The organism is Prosthecobacter gellanilyticus, from assembly GCF_007992435.1.
GTDB classification, from domain to species: domain Bacteria; phylum Verrucomicrobiota; class Verrucomicrobiia; order Verrucomicrobiales; family Verrucomicrobiaceae; genus Prosthecobacter; species Prosthecobacter gellanilyticus.
Genome location: NZ_BKAG01000005.1, coordinates 86,923 through 107,877, shown reverse-complemented (window position 1 = coordinate 107,877; position 20,955 = coordinate 86,923). Strand labels below are relative to the sequence as shown.

The 20,955-nt window shown below is 59.6% G+C and carries 15 protein-coding genes; 12 read left to right on the top strand and 3 right to left on the bottom strand.

From position 1 onward, the window contains the following. The first annotated feature begins 111 nt into the window (after nt 1–111). Nucleotides 112–1,524, top strand: a complete 1,413-nt coding sequence (locus BGE01nite_RS05315) for a glycoside hydrolase family 140 protein (RefSeq protein ID WP_170266606.1) — start codon at nt 112–114, stop codon at nt 1,522–1,524. Nucleotides 1,525–1,652: 128 nt separating this feature from the next. Here BGE01nite_RS05315 and BGE01nite_RS05310 read toward each other — a convergent pair whose 3' ends face one another. The 3 genes from BGE01nite_RS05310 to BGE01nite_RS05300 all read right to left on the bottom strand — a co-directional run bounded on the left by BGE01nite_RS05310 (nt 1,653) and on the right by BGE01nite_RS05300 (nt 7,087). After that, on the bottom strand, nt 1,653–4,370 hold the full coding sequence (locus BGE01nite_RS05310) for a VWA domain-containing protein (protein WP_218032906.1): 2,718 nt from the start codon (nt 4,368–4,370) through the stop codon (nt 1,653–1,655). A 75-nt stretch (nt 4,371–4,445) separates the two neighbouring features. Then, the gene (locus BGE01nite_RS05305) at nt 4,446–5,627 is read right to left on the bottom strand and encodes an NAD(P)/FAD-dependent oxidoreductase (protein WP_146849231.1); all 1,182 of its coding nucleotides are present in this window, start codon (nt 5,625–5,627) and stop codon (nt 4,446–4,448) included. A gap of 8 nt (nt 5,628–5,635) precedes the next feature. Continuing rightward, nucleotides 5,636–7,087, bottom strand: a complete 1,452-nt coding sequence (locus BGE01nite_RS05300) for a DUF1501 domain-containing protein (RefSeq protein ID WP_246145667.1) — start codon at nt 7,085–7,087, stop codon at nt 5,636–5,638. A 228-nt stretch (nt 7,088–7,315) separates the two neighbouring features. On the opposite strand from BGE01nite_RS05300, the gene BGE01nite_RS05295 reads away from it, so the two are divergent. From BGE01nite_RS05295 to BGE01nite_RS05245, 11 genes are all read left to right on the top strand, one after another. Further along, nucleotides 7,316–9,643 carry an RCC1 domain-containing protein gene (locus tag BGE01nite_RS05295; RefSeq protein WP_170266605.1) on the top strand — a complete coding sequence of 776 codons (2,328 nt, stop codon included), beginning with the start codon at nt 7,316–7,318 and terminating at the stop codon, nt 9,641–9,643. Between the two features lie 64 nt (nt 9,644–9,707). Then, nucleotides 9,708–10,592: a leucine-rich repeat domain-containing protein gene (locus BGE01nite_RS05290; protein ID WP_146849229.1), complete on the top strand. Its 885-nt coding sequence runs from the start codon at nt 9,708–9,710 to the stop codon at nt 10,590–10,592. A gap of 137 nt (nt 10,593–10,729) precedes the next feature. Next, complete coding sequence (locus BGE01nite_RS05285) at nt 10,730–11,338, top strand: peroxiredoxin (protein ID WP_146849228.1); 609 nt, start codon at nt 10,730–10,732, stop codon at nt 11,336–11,338. 124 nt (nt 11,339–11,462) lie between these two features. Continuing rightward, nucleotides 11,463–12,305 (top strand): alpha/beta hydrolase, encoded by an 843-nt coding sequence (locus BGE01nite_RS05280; RefSeq protein ID WP_218032905.1) that lies wholly within the window; start codon nt 11,463–11,465, stop codon nt 12,303–12,305. An 8-nt stretch (nt 12,306–12,313) separates the two neighbouring features. Then, the gene (locus BGE01nite_RS05275; protein ID WP_146849226.1) at nt 12,314–13,507 is read left to right on the top strand and encodes an alpha/beta hydrolase fold domain-containing protein; all 1,194 of its coding nucleotides are present in this window, start codon (nt 12,314–12,316) and stop codon (nt 13,505–13,507) included. A gap of 47 nt (nt 13,508–13,554) precedes the next feature. Beyond that, nucleotides 13,555–13,788, top strand: coding sequence for a hypothetical protein (locus BGE01nite_RS05270; protein WP_146849225.1), 234 nt, complete (start codon nt 13,555–13,557; stop codon nt 13,786–13,788). 53 nt (nt 13,789–13,841) lie between these two features. Further along, complete coding sequence (locus BGE01nite_RS05265) at nt 13,842–15,590, top strand: SMP-30/gluconolactonase/LRE family protein (RefSeq protein ID WP_146849224.1); 1,749 nt, start codon at nt 13,842–13,844, stop codon at nt 15,588–15,590. Between the two features lie 100 nt (nt 15,591–15,690). Then, on the top strand, nt 15,691–16,665 hold the full coding sequence (locus BGE01nite_RS05260; protein ID WP_218032904.1) for an FAD:protein FMN transferase: 975 nt from the start codon (nt 15,691–15,693) through the stop codon (nt 16,663–16,665). Nucleotides 16,666–16,667: 2 nt separating this feature from the next. Beyond that, nucleotides 16,668–17,891 carry an FMN-binding protein gene (locus BGE01nite_RS05255; RefSeq protein WP_146849223.1) on the top strand — a complete coding sequence of 408 codons (1,224 nt, stop codon included), beginning with the start codon at nt 16,668–16,670 and terminating at the stop codon, nt 17,889–17,891. Beyond that, on the top strand, nt 17,888–19,657 hold the full coding sequence (locus BGE01nite_RS05250) for a 4Fe-4S binding protein (protein WP_146849222.1): 1,770 nt from the start codon (nt 17,888–17,890) through the stop codon (nt 19,655–19,657). Before BGE01nite_RS05255 ends, BGE01nite_RS05250 begins: the two co-directional genes overlap by 4 nt. Continuing rightward, the gene (locus tag BGE01nite_RS05245; protein WP_146849221.1) at nt 19,654–20,952 is read left to right on the top strand and encodes an amidohydrolase; all 1,299 of its coding nucleotides are present in this window, start codon (nt 19,654–19,656) and stop codon (nt 20,950–20,952) included. The genes BGE01nite_RS05250 and BGE01nite_RS05245 overlap by 4 nt, the downstream gene beginning before the upstream one ends. The last annotated feature ends 3 nt before the right edge of the window (nt 20,953–20,955 follow it).

Here is a 20,955-nt window from a genome sequence, read left to right as displayed (position 1 = left end):
GATTGCTACATGTTCCCAAAAAAACCGGGGTCTTGGGAAGTAAAAAAACATCCGCCCTGCCTCCCTGTGACAGGCTTGCCATGCAGACCTCATTCTTCCACACTCCTGCCCATGAAAAGATATGCCGCGCTCGGTCTTTCCCTGCTGTCAGGTCTTTGGAGCCTTTGTGGTGCTGACCTTCCGGAACTGCGAGTCTCAACGGACAAGCGGCACCTTGAGACCACGGACGGAAAGCCTTTCTTCCTGCTCGGGGACACCGCCTGGGAGCTCTTTCACCGGCTCGACCGCGATGAAACGCTGCTCTATCTGAACAAGCGGGCCGCACAAGGCTTCAACACCGTCTTCGCTGTGGCTCTCGCAGAGTTTGAATTCCATCTGCCGAATGCCGCCGGTGAGCTGCCACTGGAAAACAATGATCCCACCAAGCCGCGCGAAGCCTACTTCTCTCACATGGACTGGGTCATCGATGAAGCCGCGAAGCTCGGTCTGCGCACCGCGCTGCTGCCCACCTGGGGAGACAAGTGGAACAAGAAGTGGGGCAAGGGTCCGGAGATCTTCACGCCCGAGAACGCAGCCGTGTTTTGCGAATGGTTAGGCCGACGCTATGCCGACAAACCCGTGATCTGGGTGCTCGGCGGAGACCGCCCGATCGAGAATGACAATCACCGCGCCATCATCCGCGCCATGGCAGCTGGCTTGAAGAAGGGCGATGGCGGCAGACACCTCGTCACCTATCATCCGCAAGGTCGAAAGAACTCCTCGGATTTTTGGCCGGATGAATCTTGGTTAGACTTTCACATGTTCCAGAGCGGCCATGCGCAGCGCTTCTTCGCGAACTATGACATGAACGCGAAGAACCTGGCCCTGGCCGCTCTCAAGCCCACACTTGATGGCGAGCCCTGCTATGAGGACCATCCCGTGCGCGGGCTCATGAAGGATGGCAAGCCCACCGAGTGGTTTGATGACAAGGACGTACGCATGGCCGCCTGGCGCAGCGTGCTCAGCGGTGCCTGCGGGCATGTCTATGGCACGCACAGCATCTGGCAGTTCCATGATCTCACAAAACGGAAGCAGCAGACGGATGCACGCACCCCCTGGAAGGAAGCTCTCGACCTGCCCGGCGCCAAGCAGATGGGTGTGATGCGCCAGATCATCGAGAAGCAGTTCTTCACCGAAGGTCTCGACTGGACGAAGTTGCGCCGTGACGACTCGCTCGTCACGCTGAATGGCATCGAAGTCACCTCGCAGAACAAGCCCATGGCCGCCGTGACCGAAGATGGCAGCTTCGCCGTCATCTATGTCCCAGGCTTCGCCAAGAACGGTCTCTTCTTCAACGGCCACAAGCAGATGAGCGGTAGCATTCCAGAGACGGCCATGGCGCTCGATCCAGCCACGGGAGACTTCCTTTCAGCGGCTGCCACTATCTCAGGAGCCGGACCTGTTTACATGCCAATGCCGAACCTCGGCAAAGAACCCTGGAAAGGCGACTGGCTGCTCGTGCTGAGAAAAGCGAAGGACAAATGAGGCAGAGTGTCGCGAAGCGTCGTGGAGTGCAGTGGGAAGCGCTCAAGCGCGACACCGCTGTCTGCGCATGAGATGTCTCGCCAATGTGACGACGTTGTGCGCGTACGAGAGGCACGGATGCTTCACCACTATCGCGAATACTTCTTCGCCTTGTCGTATCTACTTCTTCGCTCTTCGGGAGAAAGTGGGGCAGCCTCGGGCGCAGTCTTCGCCTCCTCAGGCACCGCCTTCACCTCCACCGTCCTCACCTTCAGCCTCTCCTGATGCTTCGCAGAAGCCACCGAGGCTTTCGGCACTTTTTGTTTGGCCCATCCCGAAAACGCCCACTCCGGCATGCGCCATCCCGTGCGGGTGACCAGCGCCTCAACTAGCATCAGCACCAAGGCCGCAAGCAAAAGCATGGACTGCATGTCCGCAAACCGGGTGATCTGCGGACTGCGCCAAGCCTGGCTGAGATCCAGCAACTCACGTCCACCGCTGGCCAGTGAAGTGCGGCGCAGATCTTCGGTACGAGATTCATCAAAGGCCCACTCCGTGCTGCTGCCAAGCAGCGTGGGACCGAAGCTGACGGCACTGCCACCCAGTTGCACCGCCCCGCGCACCATCTCACCTTCCGTCAACGTGACGCTGGCTTGATAGTGCCCGGGCGAAAGACGCTCCCAGGCCAGTTCATGCGAGTCTTTCGCAGCGCTGCCATGTGCCATGAGGATGCGTGGTGGCTTGGCCTGCAGCTTCGGCTCCCACTCGGCATCATGCATGAGGTCGATCGTGAGCTGACGGCCTGCCAAATGATGCTTCAAGCCGACACCAGGTGGTAGTTGCTCGCCCATGAGCCAGCGCACGAGCGTCTGGAGAAAGTCACCATACTTCGGCCAGGCACGAACCTTGGCGGAATGCTCGCCGCCGAGAGGAAAGCTCACCGCCGCCGTGCGCCCGATGCCACGCTGGCCATAAGACACCAGAGGCGCGCTGTATTCATCCTTCGTGATGAGTCCCTGGCTAGCCCAGTCACGCAGATAGCTGAGGTTGTAACCATCCGCCTCACCCAGCCACTCCATGGTTTGACCACTGATCTCAAACCAGCCGCCAGCGCCCTGCGTTTTCACCGGATCCGAGATGAAGGCACTGCGCGCCACGGCCACGGTTTCCTGGCTGAAGATGCTCGGCAGCTCCTCCGCCTTGTCCGTGAAGAAGAGACGGCCTTTGCCACGCTTGGCGATGTCCTCCAATAAGGCTGCATCCACATCACTGCGCTGACCGAGAGCGATGACACTGACCGTGCCGTTGCCTTTGAGAATATCATCGATCAGCCGCTTGTAATCACCCGGCTCCTCCGAGTCCGCCGCATCAGAAAAGAGGATGATGTGGCGCTGTCCCGCGGGCGCTGTCTTGAGCTGGTCCCAGGCCGCCTTGAGACCCTCGTAAACATAGATGCCGCCGCCGGTGCTTTCGATACGGCGCACCGCGCTCTCCATCTTCTCGCGGTTCGGCCCCACCTGCTGTAGCGGCACCATCTCATGTGCGCTGCTGTCCACGGCAAACACCGCCAGCAAGTCCTGCGCGCCGAGGAAGCGGATGGCATTCCCCGCGCCTTCATCGGCAAGCTGCATCTTGGTAAAACCATTCCCCACCGTCATGCCCATGGAACCGCTGCGGTCCATGACAATGGCCATGGCCACCATGAGTTTCCGGTGCTCCTGCTTCATCTCCATGGACACCGGCAGCAGGGGGTCGATGGCCGACTCAAAGTAACCTCCTGCCGCAAAACTCTTCTTCCCGCCTGCCATCAGCAGACTGCCACCTTGCTCACGCACATAGAAGTCCAGGGCGCGCAGGAAATCAGATGGCAGCTCAAACGTAGGCACGTTGTTGAGGATCACACACTTCACCCCGGCAAGCTGGCCAGGGCGTAGGTTTCGCGTGTCTGTCACGGTCTCGACCGTGAAGCCTTGACGCTGCAAGGTCGGGGCCACCGGATCATCCACATACGAGCTCAGCAAAAGCACTCGCGGTCCTCCAGCGATCTCGATCATGGCCTCATGGCGGTTGTTTCCCAGATGCGCATCCTTCTCCGGCTGGATCAGCGCCTCATAGTGCGCCACACCGGTGGTGATGAGACGATCCGTGAAACGCAGCCGACCGCTGCCTAAACGCACTTCCAGTTCAGCGGATCGCAGCTCCTTCCCATCGCGCAAAATAGTGATCGGCACCTTGCCATCGCGCGTGCCTTTGACCTCCACCTCGATCATGAAAGGCTCGCCTAACTGCGAGCGCGAAGGCATCCCCAGAGAGGCCACACGATAGTCCGTCGGCTCGGGATCACGCACGAGACGGTAGTCCAGCTCCACGCCCTGGCGCACCATCTTCTCCGCGATGCCCGTGAGCGGCTCCGTGGCATAACCATCGGTGAAAGCGAGCACACGCGCAGGTCTGTCCTTGCCCTCCTTTTGCGCCATCGTCAGCGCCTGGGTGATGGCCATGCCCGTCTGGGTCGAATGGCGGTTGCGCGCATACAGCTCCGCACCTTCAGCGCCTCGGCGCATGACCTCCGTGGCATAATTCAGATAAAAGACGCGGTCATTCGGCCCGCGATGCTTCTCCAGTAGCTTCTCCCACTCAGGCAGCCCCTTCGCCATCGGCTCCTCCGCAGACACAGACGAATCCAGCAGCACCCAGAGATCAATGCCATCCTGCAAGCGCCGCCATTGCGGCTCGGCTAGTGCCAGCGTGATCAAGATCAGCAAGATCACCCGCAGCGGCTTCCACACTCCGAGGCGCGGCACCATCCATCCCGCGAGCAGCAGGATGGGCAAAAGCGCAAGCCATTCAGGGTGACGGAGGGTCATGGGCTGGGAAGAAATGGCGCAGAAACCGCATAAGACAAAGCAGTAAGTGCTGAAGACTGGCCCGATCCTGCGTCGCTACCTGACATCATTCGTGGCGCGGGCACTTTCAGCCATGTTCGCCGACCTTTCGCGCCAGGCGAAGCGTGCCAGCCATGGGTTCGGCTTTTTCTCCACCGCATCCGCGATGACTTCACCCAGCACCGGAGTGAACTTGAAAGCATGCCCCGAGTCACCACCTGCCACCACCAACCCAGGTCGATCAGGATCATGGTCGATGAAAAAATGCCCGTCGAAGCTGTCCCCATAAAAACAAATGCGAGAGACCACCACTGGAGCATCCGCGAGAGCTGGAAAGGTCTCGCGCAGGAAGCTGCGAAAGCGCTGCTCCTCACCTTCAGGCATCACCCGAGGCTCGCTCGCCTTCACTCGACGGCCCGGGCCGTGGTTCGCCACCTTCACCACACCTTCCGCATTCGCCGGAAAGCCATACCAGCCTGTCGTGCCGATGTCTGCCGCCCACACCGGAAACGCAGGCGCTCGCCACTCATCTTCATTAATAGGTTTGAAATGAAACACCGGCTGCGCCGTGGCCCACAGACGATCCGCGAGCCATGGCAGATGCTCCGCCGTCCACGCCCCCAAAGCTGACACCGTGATGCCCGCGCGCCATTCACGGCCACGCGCATCCTTCACACCACAAATGCGCCCGCCCTCTTGTATCCATTCCGCAAAAGCCACGCGCTCATGGACCACCACACCGGCACTCAGCGCATCCTGCTTCAAGCGCGAGACGACTCGTCCGCTCTCACCCCAGCCTCCGCGTGCATTGAGATAACCATGCGGAAAACACTCCGCCTTCCACTGCGGATGATCTTGCCGCAACAGCGCACTGCTCATGCGCTTGAGCACATGTCCGCGTGAGGTGAGAAAACCATGACTGTCATGCTCAAAGGAGCCTGGCAGCATCTCGCCGCGTGTCATGATGAGAAAGGCATCCTCATGATACAGCTCCTCATTCCAGCGTGCATTCCATGCATGCCAGCGCTGGATCGCGAGCTCACCCATGGCGGTGTATTGCTCATCCAGGGCATAGTCCATGCGCACCACCTTGTTGATGTCCGTGGAGGCTGCATCCGGATGCGGGATCCCACCCGCGTCCAGCAGCGTGACCTGCCAGCCACGCGCTCTCAATTCCAAAGAAGCTGTTAGGCCAAAGACACCTCCGCCCAGGATCAGTGCTGTGGGAGCGTGCGACATGGATCAAATCAGGCAAACAGATCCATCACCGCCTTGCCCTTGCCATCTTCTGTCACGTAGAAGGGCCTTCCTTCGATCTCAAACTCCGTCTTCGGGCTGATGCCCATGGCCGTCATGATGGTGGCATGCAGGTCCATGACACTCACTGGATTCTTCGTGGCGATCAGCGGACGTTCATCCGCCGTTTCACCATAAAGGAAACCTTTCTTCGTGCCGCCGCCGAACATCACCACGCTCGTGCCGCCGGTAAAGTGACGATGCAGCCCGTAGTGCTGGGCTTCCTCGATCTTGTCGACCTTGAAAGTAGCCTGGTCACTGGCCGTGGAGCCTGGCTTTCCCTCAATCAGCGCATCGCGGCTGAACTCGCTGGCGATGATGATGAGCGTGCGGTCTAACAAAGCTTTCGCCTCCAGGTCCTGCACCAGTTGCGCGATGGGCCGGTCGATCTCCTTATGCAAGCCCGCCAGCGTGTCATGACCGCTCTTGTGCGTATCCCAATAGAGGAATGGCACATACTCCGTCGTCACTTCCACAAAGCGCGCGCCAGCTTCCACGAGACGTCTCGCGAGCAAACAGCCACGACCGAACCGGCCCGTGTCATACTTCGCATAGCTCTCTTTCGGTTCGAGCGTGATATCAAAAGCCTCGCGCTCCTTCGCGCTAAGCAGGCGATACGCATTGTCCAGACTGCGCAGCATGGACTGCTGCTGGTAGTCACTCATCACCTCACGGTTCGGGCTCTTGTCCACCAGCTTGCGGAAGAGCTTGTCGCGGTTCGCAAAGCGCTGCGCATCCATGCCCTTCGGCGGCTTCACGGACTGCGCCGCTTCTTCCGGAAACGGCAGGTTCATCGGCCCGAACTCACTGCCAAAAAATCCCGCCGTGGTGAAGGCCTTCAACTCCTCGCTCTCGCCAATGCCTTCGAGCCTCTGGCCTACATTGATGAAGGCCGGCATCACCGGATTGCGCGGCCCGAGCACCTTCGCCATCCAGGACCCGATGTGCGGGCAAGCCACTGTCTGCGGCGGCACATAGCCCGTGTGCCAGTGATACTGGTGACGTGAATGCAGAATGCTGCCCAGGTCCGGCTGCACCGCACTGCGGATGAGCGAGGCGCGGTCCATCACCTTCGCAATCTCCGGCAACCCGGCGCTGATCTTCACCCCATCGAGCGAACTGTCGATCGCCGGGAAGGTGCTGAGCATCCGCTTCACCTCCAGCCCCTTTTCAAAAGGCAGGTAGCGCTTCGGGTCAAAGGTCTCCGGCGCCGCCATGCCCCCCGCCATCCACAGCAGGATGCAGGCATCCGCCTTCGCCGGCGGCTGCTTCACCACCTCCCCCGTCTTCGCCCAGATGGCCCTCGGCTCCCCCGTCATCCACGCAGCCGTGCCCGCCGCCGCCAGCTTCTTCAAAAAGTCACGGCGGACGAGGGATTCAGGTAGGGATGAGTCAGATTGCACAGAGATCGAAACGACCCGCAACGCGCCATACTTGCGGGGCAAACACTAGCTGTGCCGACCTCCCGTGGGAGTGGAGCCTCATCCCTCCCCAAATCGCCTAACTATCCCCTCTAGATCCTCGGCCTCCCGAATAATGCGTGACTCCACTAGGCTGGATGAGTATCTTGAGGGCTGACTTCGATGCGTTTTTGCCACCACGTCCGGCCTTGGGTCTTCATCGTCTGCCTTATGGCCGCATCACCTTCCGTTCCTGCGGCGACGGCAGGCCTCCTGGCGTGGGGACAGGATCATCAGGAACAGCTCGGGCTGAACCGGTCAAACTACTCGGCCAAGCCCGTGATCATCAGCGATACTGGACCTCTCGTAGGCAAACAAATCACACGGGTCGTCGATGGCAATGACCATGCCCTGGCGCTGACGGCGGATGGTTTGCTCTTTGCCTGGGTCGACAATGACGACGGTCAGCTTGGCACGGGAAACACCCGCCCCGAGAACAGGCCCGCCCCGGTGCCCATGTCTGCGTTCAATGGCAAGACCGTGATCGGTATCGCCGCTGGATGGGACTTCAGCCTTGCCTGGACCAGTGATGGTGCGGTCTTTGCCTGGGGTAGATCCGAAGCCGGGCAATGCGGCCTCTTCACTCCAAGAGTGCTGACACCAAGACTGATCAACACGGGTGCCTTAGCTACCCGATCCATCACCAAGGTGGTCGCGGGAAACTATTTTGCACTCGCCATAACGAGCACTGAAGAACTTGTGGGCTGGGGAGACAACCAGTCATCCCAGCTTGGCAATGGCAGCACTACAAACTCCGATGTACCGCTACTGATCTCTGAGGCGGCTGCGCTATCCGGGTTGCAGATCAAGGAAGTTGCCGCAGGAAACTTTCAGTCCCTGGCGGTAGATGCTGGTGGTCGCGTGTTTAGCTGGGGGGCTAGTCCCTTCGGCTCACTTGGCAGAGGAGGTCAGACCTCCATGCCTGGACTTGTGGATATGTCAGGAGTGCTGGCTGGCAAAAAAGTGAAAAAAGTAACAGCTGGCTATTCCCATGCAATGGTGCTCACAGACGATGGAATGCTCTATGCATGGGGTGATAACTACTTTTACACCTTTCTGGGTAACTACGCCTTACAGGGCTACAGCTCGGTCACTCCCTGTGCCGTGAGAATGGAGGAGTTTGGCACACGACGGATTGTGCAAATCTCCTCAAGCTACACTCATAACATGGCGCTCGCAGACGACGGAACGCTTTATGCCTGGGGCCGCAATTCGCGGGGATGCTTTGGCAATGGGAACCTCGCGAGCATGATTGTTCCTGTGGAAGTGATGCCTACGGGTGCCAGGGAGGGCCGCAGCATTGGCAGGATCAGTGAGGATATGAACGGAAGGTTTACTCACGCGCTGACGACAGACGGCAAGCTGCTTGGCTGGGGCGCCGACGACCGGCTGGGAGGCATGTTTGAAAACCTAACTAAATCTAATACCAATCCCCTCACCGAGGAAGAGTTGAGCGCACTGAAAGGCCGGGTGAAAAAGTTCGTCGGCGAGTGTGACGCGCTCATGAAGGAGTGCGCGACAGCGGGAGACTTTGTCACCTTCTGCCGTGTGTGGGAGTCGCAGGTGGAGTTCCTGCAGATGGCCGTGATCGCCAAGCTGCCGAGGCAGGCGCCCCCAGGCACTTCCGAGGAAACGCTGCGTGCGGTCTTCATGCAGGAAGGCATCATGAAACCCATGGGCCAGGTCCTGTGTCACACGGCAGAGTCAAGCGTGGCCCTGAAGCTGGCTGGCGATGATGCCGCGCGTGCGGGCGCCGTGGCCATCTGCCATGCCATGGGCGTGTTTTTCAAAGCCGCTGGCAGCGGGCAGCCACCCGCACCGGAAAACATCAAGTTCGTTGAGCTCGCCATGCAGCGTCTGAGCGAGCTCGCCCGGCAATTGCAAGAAACCGAGGCCGCGCGCGCCTACGAGGCCATCGCCATGCTTGATGTGTTCATGGGCATGATCACCCAGAAGGAGCCCGAAAATCTCGACACCCTCATCGAGTCCTTGAAACGGGATCCGGAGGGCTACCTGACACTCACCTTGCTCATGGGCCTGTCCAAAGACCGCGACGGTTCCAAGTCCTCCTACGCCATCGCAGAGATTCAGAATGCCATCCTGCCCAGCGTAGCGAATCGCAAGATGTGCGCAGCAGGCGCCGCCCACCTTGACGACTGGGACGCAGCCTTCCGCCACCTCGACACCCTGCGCAAAGAGGCCCCGGATGATCTCGAAATCAAAGGCCAGCGTGCCGTCACCCTCCTGCGTCAGAGCCAGAGCAAGGCGAGTCTCGACAAAGCTGCCGCGCTTTATGCTGACATCAACGTGGACACCATCCTGGAAAAAACGGCCAGCCTTGAAGCCGACACGCGATCCATGATCACGCGCAACTACATCCTCTTCCTCGGCCTGCGGCATCAAAAGGAGAATGCGCTCGCCCTCCTCACTCGTGCACAAGAGGCCAAGGTGGTGAAGCAGAAGGATGCCGACGAAGTGCGGGAGCTACTTCCCAAATAAGCTGCGCTCTTTTGCTGTCTGGAAACACCACGAAAGCACGTTTCAACGATCCTCCTCATTCATCATGCGCCTACCCTACCTGCTGCTTCTCCTGTCATTCATCACCTCCCACGTCTCCGCCGCACCAGATGCCGCCGCTTTAACAAGCCTGGGCGCGAAGATCACCGAGACCGGCGGTGTCATCACGCAGGTGCAGGTGAAGTGTGATGCTTTCACCGAGGCGGACTTCCGCACGCTCGGCAGCTTCACCACGCTGAAGAAACTCTCCATCAGCGGCAAGACCATTACCGATACCACGCTGCCGCTGCTCTCCGGCCTCACCGAGCTCGAGGAGATCAGCACCGATGGCGTGCAGCTCACGGATGAAGGCTATAAAAGCTTCACCGCCTTTACGAAACTGCGCTCGCTCGCTTTTTTCCATCCCGCTTTTCGTTCCGAAAAATTCACCGGCAGCGGTCTCGCCTATCTGAAGGCACTGCCGAATCTTGAGCGCCTCACTTTTGCCGGCTCTACCGCGGGTGACACCGCCATGGAAGCCATCGGCCAGCTCACGCAACTGCGTGAGTTCCGCACCTGGCACACCGCGCAGACCCAGGCGGGCAATGCACATCTTGTGAAACTCACGAACCTTCGTGGTCTGCGCATCGGCCAGCGCCTGCCAAACTGGGGCAAGGACTCGCCGGTCAGCTTTGATGACTCCACCATGGCCACGCTGGCCCAGATCAAAACGCTGGAGTCACTGGAGCTTACCGAGGCACGTCTCACCGCCGCCATCATCCCGCATCTCCAAGCTTTGCCGAAGCTTGCGAAGCTGAAGATTCAAACCGTGGACATCCCGGCGGCCGATGTCGAAAAGATCAAGGCGGCCTTGCCCAACGTGAAGGTGGACCATGAGCCCATCTCCGAGGCGGATGTGCAGGCTACCCTGGTGAAAAAGCTGCGTCTGTGAGCGCCCCATGTAAGAGCGTGAGCGTCAGGCGCAAAAGGTGGTGAATGCTTTCATTTGACCCAGGCTGGAGGGCGGGGAATGGCATGGGATTCACTTGCGGCACCCTTCATGCTGCATGATCCCCAAAACTCCCCCTCATGCAATCCCCCCTTATTGCCTCCGTCGGCACGATCGTGCCGGACTTTGAAATGGAAACCTATGAACCGAGCCAGGGTGACTTCGGCACGGTCTCGCTCGCCAATATCAAGAAGGCTGGCAAATGGACCATCCTGGTGTTCTACCCCGCTGACTTCACTTTCGTCTGCCCCACGGAGCTCGCGGATCTGGCCGACCAGCAGGCCAAGCTCGCCGAACTCGGCGCGCACGTCATCGCCGTCTCCACGGACACCAAGTTTGCCCACATGGTCTGGCGCAATACCGAAGGCCTGCTCAAGAATGTGAACTACACCCTCGGTGCTGACCCCACCGGCACCGTCAGCCGTCTCTTCGGCGTGTATGATGCCGCGACAGGCCTGGCCCTGCGTGGCACCTTCATCATCAATCCGGAAGGCAAGCTCGTCACCTCCGAGGTGAACTTCTACAACGTGGGCCGCGATGCTACGGAACTTGTGCGCAAGATGGAAGCCAATGTCCACCTTATGGCGAACCCCTCCGAGGCCTGCCCTGCCAAATGGACCCCCGGTGCCAAGACGCTGACCCCAGGCAAAGACCTCGTCGGCAATGTCGCCGCGGCGCTTGCAGCTTAACTCACCTGCTTCGTGTTCCTTCACAGCCTTGCCGGCATCCCCGGCAAGGCTGTTTCTTTTTTGTCGGGAACGCTTTCTTCGTGCCGTTGCTGAGAGTGGCATGCTACGATTCCCCTCCCACCTCATGAAAGCGCTGCTCCTTCTCTGCCTGCTATGCACCTCGGCCTTCGCCGACACCCAGGAGGACATTGAGTACGCGCGCGCCGGTGATCTGTCGCTGAAACTGGATCTGCATCGGCCACAGGCGGAGAATCCACCGCTGATTGTCTATGTGCATGGCGGGGCCTGGCGTGCTGGCACGAAGTCAGACGTGCCCATTTATGATTTGCTCGGCCAGGGTTTCGCCATCGCCAGCGTGGACTACCGGCTCTCCACCCAGGCACAGTTTCCGGCTCAGTCCCACGACATCAAAGCCGCCATCCGATTCCTGCGCGCGAATGCAGCCCGGCTCCACATCAACACGAACCAAGTGGCGATTGCCGGCTCCTCGGCAGGAGGGCATCTGGCCGCGCTGGTCGGTGTCACGAATGGTCAAAAGGACCTGGAGGGCAAGCTCGGGGATCATCTCGACCAAAGCAGCGATATCGACTGCATCATCAGCCTCTACGGCGCCTCGAACCTGCAAACGATCCTCGGCCAGAGCACGGAGGATGGCCTCGAGGTTCGTGTTCCTGCTTTGAAGCTGCTGCTGGGCGGCCTGCCTAACCAACAGCCTGACCTCGCCAGGCTCGCCAGCCCGGTGGCGCATCTGGACAAGAAAGATCCTCCGCTGCTGCTCATCCATGGCGGTGCGGACCCGCAGATGCCGCCCCAGCAATCCGAAGAGCTGGCGAAGGCCTACACCGCCGCAGGACTGACGGTGACTCACATCGTCCTCCCCACCAGCCTGCATGGCGGCAGCGAGTTCTATGACGAGAAGCGCACCCAGATCATGGCGGACTTCCTCAAAAAGCATCTCACGAACTGATTCCCCTTATGCGTGCACTTCCTTTTCTTCTCATCACGCTCGCTGCATTCCTTCAGGCCGCCGAGCCTGTGGAAATCAAGCTCTGGCCTGAAGGCGCTCCGGGCAAAATGCTGCCGCACTCCCAGGCCACGGAGGATTTCATCCGCACCAAGTCCGGCAAGAGCACCATCACAGACATCCATGAGCCCACGATCACGGTGTATCGTCCCGAGAAGCCGAACGGCACCAGTGTCATCGTCGCACCCGGCGGCGGCTTTGTCTTTCTCTCGGCCATCCATGAAGGGACCCAAGTGTGTGAATGGTTGAACACACTGGGTGTGACCGGCATCCTTCTGAAGTATCGTACACCGACACGTGACGAAACCGCGCCGCATGAAAAGCCGGTGGCCGATGCCGCGAAGGCCATCAGCATCGTCCGTGAGAAGGCCAAAGAGTGGAACCTCAATCCGAATCGCATCGGCCTGCTCGGCTTCAGCGCGGGTGGGAATCTGCTCGCCCATATCGCCTGTGACCGCCCCGCAGCTGCAGCCCTGCCGGACTTTGGCGTCATGATCTACGGCGGCGGTTTCGTGGACTTCAAAGAGCCTACCAAGCTCAAAGATGGCTTCACGGTTCCTGCCGATGCTCCGCCCATGTTCATGGCCTGCGCGCATGATGACGGCCAGAACCCCACCGCCGCCACCGTCCTTTATCTCGAATACAAAAAGCGCGAACTCCCCGCCGAGCTTCACCTCTTCACCAAAGGCGGCCACGGCTTCGGCATGCGGGATAACCAACAACCCATCAACGCCTGGCCCCAGCGCTGCGCCGAATGGATGGATGCCATGGGCTGGCTGCCGACCGATCTAGGAGCCTTGAACCAAGAGATCGAAAAGCGTAAAGAATCCTTAAAAACCGTTGTCGAAATAAGTTCGAAAGGCATCGCTGATTTCGTCTGTAGCTATGATAGAGGTTTGATTGTTCAGTACAAGAAACGACTCGAGGAGGCCCGCGCTGCGGGAAACAAAGACGAGATCGCCCAGCTCGAAAAACGGTTAGAGTTTCAGCAGAAGTGGGTTGAGGAGGCTTTGAAACCCAAACCGATCAAGGGCCTTGATGATGAGCTAGATCATATGCGGAAGGAAATATCGAAGCTCGAAGCCAAACGCGACCTTCTTATCGAGGCTCAGGCCAAGTCCAAGACACCTCGATCTGTACACTAAAGGGATTGGCCTGTTCATTCGTCACTTCCTCGCCATGATCCGAGGTCATGAGTATCGGAACCAAGAACCGCCTGAATCAAACCAGCACGACCTGCAAAGCGCATCTGCGTGAGCAGCATCCTCAGCAATTGTCTTTGGTGGAGGAATTCATCGCGGAAATCGAAGGCGCAGGGAAAAGCCAGGATGCGACGAAGTGGAACCAGTTCACTGACGCGAAGCGCAGCGGCGCAGAGATGCTCCAGCGTGTGGATGCGGCTTTTCAGGCCTGGATGAATCCCTGAGATGACTGGAGCGCGCAAGGCGGCGTGAATCCTGGCGTTTCTTCGTTCCTTCCATGCCTCCACTTCGCGCTCTTTTTCTCGCCCCTCTCCTGCTCAGCACCGTCTTCGCGGCTGACGACTACGTTCCCGGCCCTGACTCTAAACCTCAGGAGGGCGTGCCGAAGGGTGAAGTGATCAAGTTTGAGTTCGCGAAGAGCAAGATCTTCCCGGGCACGGTGCGCGATGTGTGGGTGTATGTGCCCGCCCAGTATTCAGCGGATAAACCGGCCTGCGTGCATGTGAACCAGGACGGCATCCAGTGGCAGGCACCGGTGGTGTTTGATAACCTCATTGCAAAGAAAGAGATGCCGGTGACCATCGGTGTGTTTGTGATGCATGGTCGTGTGCCTGGACGCGATGGCAGCACGGCCCTGGACCGCTACAATCGTGCCGTGGAGTATGATGGACTAGGCGATGCCTATGCGCGTTTCCTTCTGGAAGAACTGCTGCCCGAAGTGGAGACGAAGAAGACGAGTGATGGCCGGGCCATTCATCTCTCCAAGAACGGCAATGACCGTTGCATCGCGGGCAGCAGCAGCGGCGCCATCGCAGCTTTCACGGCGGCCTGGGAGCGACCGGAAGAGTTCAGCCGTGTGTTCAGCAGCATCGGCACCTATGTGGATCAGCGCGGCGGCAATGATTACCCCGTCATGATCCGCAAGAACGAGCCGAAGGCGCTGCGTGTGTTCCTGCAAGACGGCAGCAACGACGCGAACGGCACCGGTGGAAACTGGTTCCTCGCCAACCAAGAGATGCTCTCTGCCTTCGAGTTCGCCGGTTATGAGGTGAACCATGTGTGGGGAAATGGTGCCCACAACGGCAAGCATGCCACTGCCATCCTTCCTGAGGCCCTGCGCTGGATCTGGAAGGACTGGCCGAAGCCCGTGACGAAAGGTGTGAACTCACGCGCTCCAGTGATGGAAGTGCTCGGTGCTGGTTCGGAGTGGCAGCTTGTTAGCGAAGGTCATGGCTTCACCGAAGGTCCGGCTGTGAATGCGAAGGGCGAGGTCTTCTTCACTGACATCCCGAACAGCCGCATCCACAAGATCGCCCTAGATGGCAAGGTCACGGTCTTCGCGGAAGACACTGGCAAGGCCAACGGCCTCATGTTTGGCCCGGATGGCCGTCTCTTCGCCTGCGCGAGCGGCAAGAAGCAGATCCTAGTCTATGATGAAGGTGGTAAGGCCACCGTCATCGCCAGTGACATCAATTCCAACGACCTTTGCGTGACCCAAAGCGGCAACCTCTACGTCACCGATCCACCTAACAAACAGGTGTGGCTGATCAAGCCAGATGGCAGCAAGCAGGTCGTGGACAAGAACGGCAAGGACGAGATCGCCTTCCCGAATGGTGTGCGCCTCAGCCCCGACCAGAGCCTGCTGTACGTGGCCGACATGCGCGGGCAGTTCGTGTGGAGCTACCACATTGAGGCCGATGGCACGCTCAGCGCCAAGCAGCGCTATCATCATCTGCGCCTTCCCGACGGCGTCATGGAAAGCGGCGCCGATGGCATGACCGTGGATGCAAAAGGCCGGCTCTATGTGACCACACACCTCGGCATCCAGTTCTGCGACCAGGCCGGGCGCGTGAATGGCGTCATTGCCAAGCCACAACGCAAGTGGATCGCCAACGCCGTCTTCGGCGGCGCTAATTTTGACGAACTTTTTGTTTGCTGTAGCGACAAGATCTACAAGCGCAAAACCACCGTCAAAGGCGTGCGTTCCGCAGATGCTCCGATCAAGCCGGAGAAGCCGAGACTTTGAGATTGGGATTCAAGTTCGCAGATAGTTGGCGGCAATTTTGATTTCGTCATAAGCTGTCGCCAGACTGCTGCGTTAACCGCGATGCCTGTTTCAATTTTTTATGAACGCGCATCCACCACCCACCGCCAGCCGCCGTCGTTTCTTCGCTCTCGCCACCGGCACCTGCGCGGCCCTGATGACTCAATGTTCGCGCCAGCATGGTCTCCACCGTGTCTCGCGATCCGCCAAAGCCCTCGGCACCACGGTCACCATGACCGCGCTGCACGCAGATGAAAGCAAGGCCGCTACAGCACTCGATGCAGCCTTTGCAGAGCTGGAGCACATCGAAAGCGTGATGAGCATCTACCGCCCAGAGAGCCAGCTATCGCGCCTCAATCGTGAAGGTGTGCTCGGAAGCCCCGATCCCTTGCTCGTGGAGGTATTGCGCTATTCCAATGAGATGTCGAAGCGCTCGGACGGTGCTTTCGACATTACCGTGCAGCCGCTTTGGAGGCTAAAAGGCGCACGGCCTGATACTGCCACGATGTCCCTGGTGGATTGGAGCAAAGTGAAGGTTGATGCACAGAGCATCCAGCTCGCCCCCGGCATGGCGATCACGCTGAATGGCATCGCCCAAGGTTTCGCCGCAGACGTCTCCATGCGAGTGATGCATGCGCATGGTGTGGAGCATGCCCTGATTGATGCCGGTGAGTTCAGCGCGCGTGGCATGAATGCGGAGAAGGCACCGTGGCGCATTGGCATCCAGCATCCGCGCGAGCCTGATGCCTATGCGGCTCTCACGCAGCTTGAGAACCGTTGCCTGGCCACCTCGGGCGACTACGAGACCTCCTTCAGCGCTGACTTCAGCCGGCATCACATCCTGGATCCGCGCACCGGCCAGTCACCCGGTGAGCTTGCCAGTGTGTCCGTGCTGGCATCCACCGCGATGGCGGCGGATGCGCTCTCCACCGCCTTGTTTGTGCTGGGTTCGCAACGCGGCATGGAGCTGCTGCAAAACTATCCCGGCACGGATGCCCTTCTCATCCTCAAAGATGGCCGTCACCTCGCCACTCCAGGCTTTCCTTTTGCCGCCTAGCCATGAAAACAACACGCCTTTTGATTTTCCTCGTGGTCGCGGCTCTGAGCCATGCGGACACGATCGAGCTCGCCAATGGCAACAAGGTCGAGGGCAAGGTCCTCGAGAACAATGCCGAGGCCAAGACACTCACCGTCGAGTTCACGCTCGGCGGCACCGCCACCCAACGCACTGTTCCCTACGCTAGCGTGAAGGCGATCACTGTGAACGGCACGCGTACCGTGCTGGCTGAAGCCGCGAGCACCACGCGCACGCCGGAAGAGGTGAAGGCATTGATCGAGAAGATCGGGCCCACCGATCCTGAGGGTTTCAAATCCGTCCGCACCAACTATCCCAAGACTCTGGACCTCTCCTGGCCAGAGCAGCCGGGCCAGGGTTGGAATAACCAAAAGAATGTCGGACAGTTCGTCTGGGACATCATCAATCCCAACGCCAGCCGCTGGCGTGAAGGACTGAAACTCATTCACGAGATTCTCGACTCGAAGCCGGATGATTCCTTGAAGCTGCGTGCGCAGAAGGAGATCGCGAACATGCACTTCCGCTTCTTCCAGGACTATGCCCGCGCGGCGTGGTGGTGGCAGCAGGCAGGCATCGGCGTGGATGATCCACCCGGCATGCACCTCGCCGAGTGTTACTGGCGCCTTGGCAGCAAAAAGATGGCGCTCGATTTCATCAGCGACGCTGGTTACCTCCAGCTCGATGCCATCAAACTCCTCGGTGACATGGGCGAGACTGATCGTGCTGTGGAGATGGCGAATGAATACAACGAGCACGATGCCTGGCTGCTCGCCGGAGATGCCTGCCGTCTGGCGGGACGGCTGCAGGAAGCGCAGACGTTTTACGAGAAGGTCATCAACACTCCGCCCACAGGTCAACGCGCGGATCGTCTGAACCGCACACTCGGGCGTGCCAAGGCCAGCCTCGATGCTTTAAAACTCTTCGAGCTCGCGGATGTCTCCAAGGTGGCCGACGGAACCTACAAGGACAGCAGCCTGGGTTATGAAGGACAGGTGGAGGTCAGCGTCAAAGTGCGCGGAAAGAAGATCGAGGACGTGAAAGTCACGCAGCACAAGGAGAAGCAATATTACTCCGCGCTCACGGATGTGCCCGCGCAGATCATCTCCAAGCAAGGGGTCAAAGGAGTGGATGCCACCAGCCGTGCCACCATCACGGGTGAGGCCATCATCAACGCGACGGCCAAAGCACTCTCCCAGGGAGTCCAATGAGGCTCGACCACTATCTTCCCACGCTTAAGCGAGCGAAGAAGGCGGACCGCAAGCCGCCGGGAAGAGTGCGCCGCGTGCTCGAGCGCATCGGGCCGACCATGGCCTCGGCGCCCCTGCGCCGGACGATTCAGGCGCTGTGTTTCGTGACCTTCCTGGTGTCGTTCTTCTACATCTGCTGGCCTTACACCGCGAGACCTGCACTAGCCTCTGAGTCTCCGGCCAACGAAGCACAGCTTGATGCCCTGCTCGCAGGTGAGGCCCCCTGGCCGACACACTATGCGGATGATTTGGTGAGGAAAGAAGTCGTCCCGGCGGATCTGTTTTTGCGCATCGATCCACTCGTGAGCTTGAGCACAGCCATTGCCTCGCGGAGCTGGGTCTATTCACTGGTGAGCGCAGGCATCATCCTTTTGGTGTGCGTGCTCATTCCTCGTGGCTTTTGTGGTTACCTGTGTCCGCTGGGAACACTCATTGATTTGTTCGACTGGATCATTGGCCGGCGTGTGAAGCGCTTTCGCGTGAAGGGTGATGGCTGGTGGGTTCACATCAAATACTATATTTTGTTCGGCACACTGATCGCCGCTGCCTGCGGAGTGCTGATCAGCGGCTTCTTCTCAGCAATCCCGGTGATCACTCGCGGGCTGCTCTTTCTTGGCGAGCCGGTGCAGACAGGCTTTCTGCGCGGCTGGCATCTGGTGGTGCCGTTTCATGCCGGGCATGTGATTTCAGTGCTGCTGTTTCTCGGAGTGCTCGGCCTCGGTCTCCTCCGGCCGAGGTTCTGGTGCAAGTATGTCTGCCCCAGCGGCGCGGTGTTCTCCGTGGCGAACCTCTTCCGCGTGACCGAGCGCAAGGTCGAGGACTCCTGCATCAAATGCCGCAAGTGCGTGGACATCTGCCCCTTTGATGCCATCAAGCCGGACTTCACGACCCGCACCTCGGATTGCACCTTGTGCCAGACCTGCGGTGGTGTGTGCCCGTCGCTCTCCATCAAGTTTGTGGATCGCTGGGACGTGATGAGCTTGAAGAAGAAAAACGATCCACCGACCCACGAGACACCACTCGGTCGTCGCGGCTTTGTCTCGCTCGCCACGGGCAGTGCACTCGCTGTGACAGGTGCGGCAACGGTGAAGACCGCGACGAGCCTCTGGGGCGCGGACCTGGACAATCCACAGAGCTTCCGTCCGGTGCGGCCACCCGGCTCAGTTCCGGAGAAAGAGTTTCTGCAGATGTGCATCCGCTGCGGTGAGTGCTTCAAAGCCTGCCCGAACAACGTGCTGCACGCCGAGGGTTTTGAGCAAGGCTTCGAAGGTCTGTGGACACCGATGGTGAAAGCGGACTGGGCAGGCTGTGAATCCAGCTGCAATGCCTGCGGCCAGGTGTGCCCGACGGGCGCCATCCAACCGCTGCCGCTGGAGGTGAAGAAAAGGACGCGCATGGCCCTGGCCGAGGTGAATCTGGGCACCTGCCTGCCGCATGCTGGCAAGGAAGCCTGCCAGCTCTGCGTGGATGACTGTGCTGCCGCAGGCTATCACGCGATCGAGTTCCTGCAGGTCCACACCAAGGCGGATGCGAGCGGCAACCCGATCGAGGGCACCGGCTTCGTGGCTCCGGTGGTGCTGGCGGACAAATGTGTCGGCTGCGGCCTTTGCCAGACGCGTTGTTATGGTATCAATGTTCTCGAGAAGGGTCTGCTGAAGCAATCCGCCATCGTGATCTCCGCAGGTTCTGGCAAAGAAGACCTTAAGCTTCCATCCACCACCGTATGAAAACCTTCCTCGCCGCACTGCTCGTCACCTCCTCCCTCGCCGCTGCTGATGTGGAGTCGCTCGTCAAAGACGAGATCCCCTCCCTGCTCACTCTTTACAAGGAACTGCATGCGAATCCTGAGCTCTCCCTGCATGAGGCCGAGACATCGGTGCGTGTCGCCAAGGAACTGCGTGATGCAGGCTTGGAAGTGACGGAGAAGGTGGGTGGCAATGGTGTCGTCGGTGTGTTGAAGAACGGCGAAGGACCGGTCATCATGGTGCGCACGGATCTCGATGCGCTTCCCGTGAAGGAACTCACCGGCCTGCCCTATGCGAGCAAGAAGCTGGTGAAGGATGAGACAGGTCGTGAGGTGAACGTGATGCACGCCTGCGGACACGACATGCACATGACGAGCTTTATCGGTACCGCTCGCGTGCTGGCCAAGACACGTGATCAATGGAAAGGCACGGCGGTGATGATCGGCCAGCCTGCGGAGGAGCGTGTGCTCGGCGCAAGGCTCATGCTGAGAGCGGGTCTATTCTCCAAGTTTCCAAAGCCTGACAAGGCCGTGGCTCTCCACTGCTCTTCCGACCTCGCGCATGGCACGGTGGGCATCGTGGAAGGTTATGCGTTGGCGAATGTGGACTCGGTGGAGATCATCGTGAAAGGCGTGGGCGGTCACGGCTCCATGCCGCATCTGTGCAAGGACCCCATCGTGCTGGCCTCGCAGATCGTGCTGGCGCTGCAGACCATCGTGAGCCGTGAGCTTCGCCCGGGTGATCCGGCGGTGATCACGGTGGGCAGCATCCATGGCGGCACGAAGAGCAACATCATCTCCGAGGAGGTGAAGTTGCAGCTCACCCTGCGCAGCTACAAGACGGAGACGCGCAAGCATCTGATCGAGTCCATCAAGCGCATTGCCAAGGCCCAGGCCGAGTCTGCGAACATGCCTGCGGACCGGATGCCCGAGATTCTCGTCTCCGATGATCAGTCCCCTGCCCTCTACAACACGCCTGCCCTCTGCCAGGAAGTGCGCCAGATCCTGCACACGACTCTTGGCGAGAAGAATGTGTTGCCACGCGAGCCGGTGATGGGGGCGGAGGACTTTGCCGAATACGGTCTCACCAAGGAAAAAGTGCCGCTGTGCATGTTTTGGTTAGGCACGCAGTCGCCGGAAGCAGTTGCCGAGGTGAAGACGAAAGGCACCGCATTGCCTTCCCTACACTCGCCGTTCTTCAAGCCAGTGCCCGAGCCGACCATCGAGACCGGCGTGAAGGCCATGGCCACGACGGTGATCGGGTTGATGAAGAAGTGATTT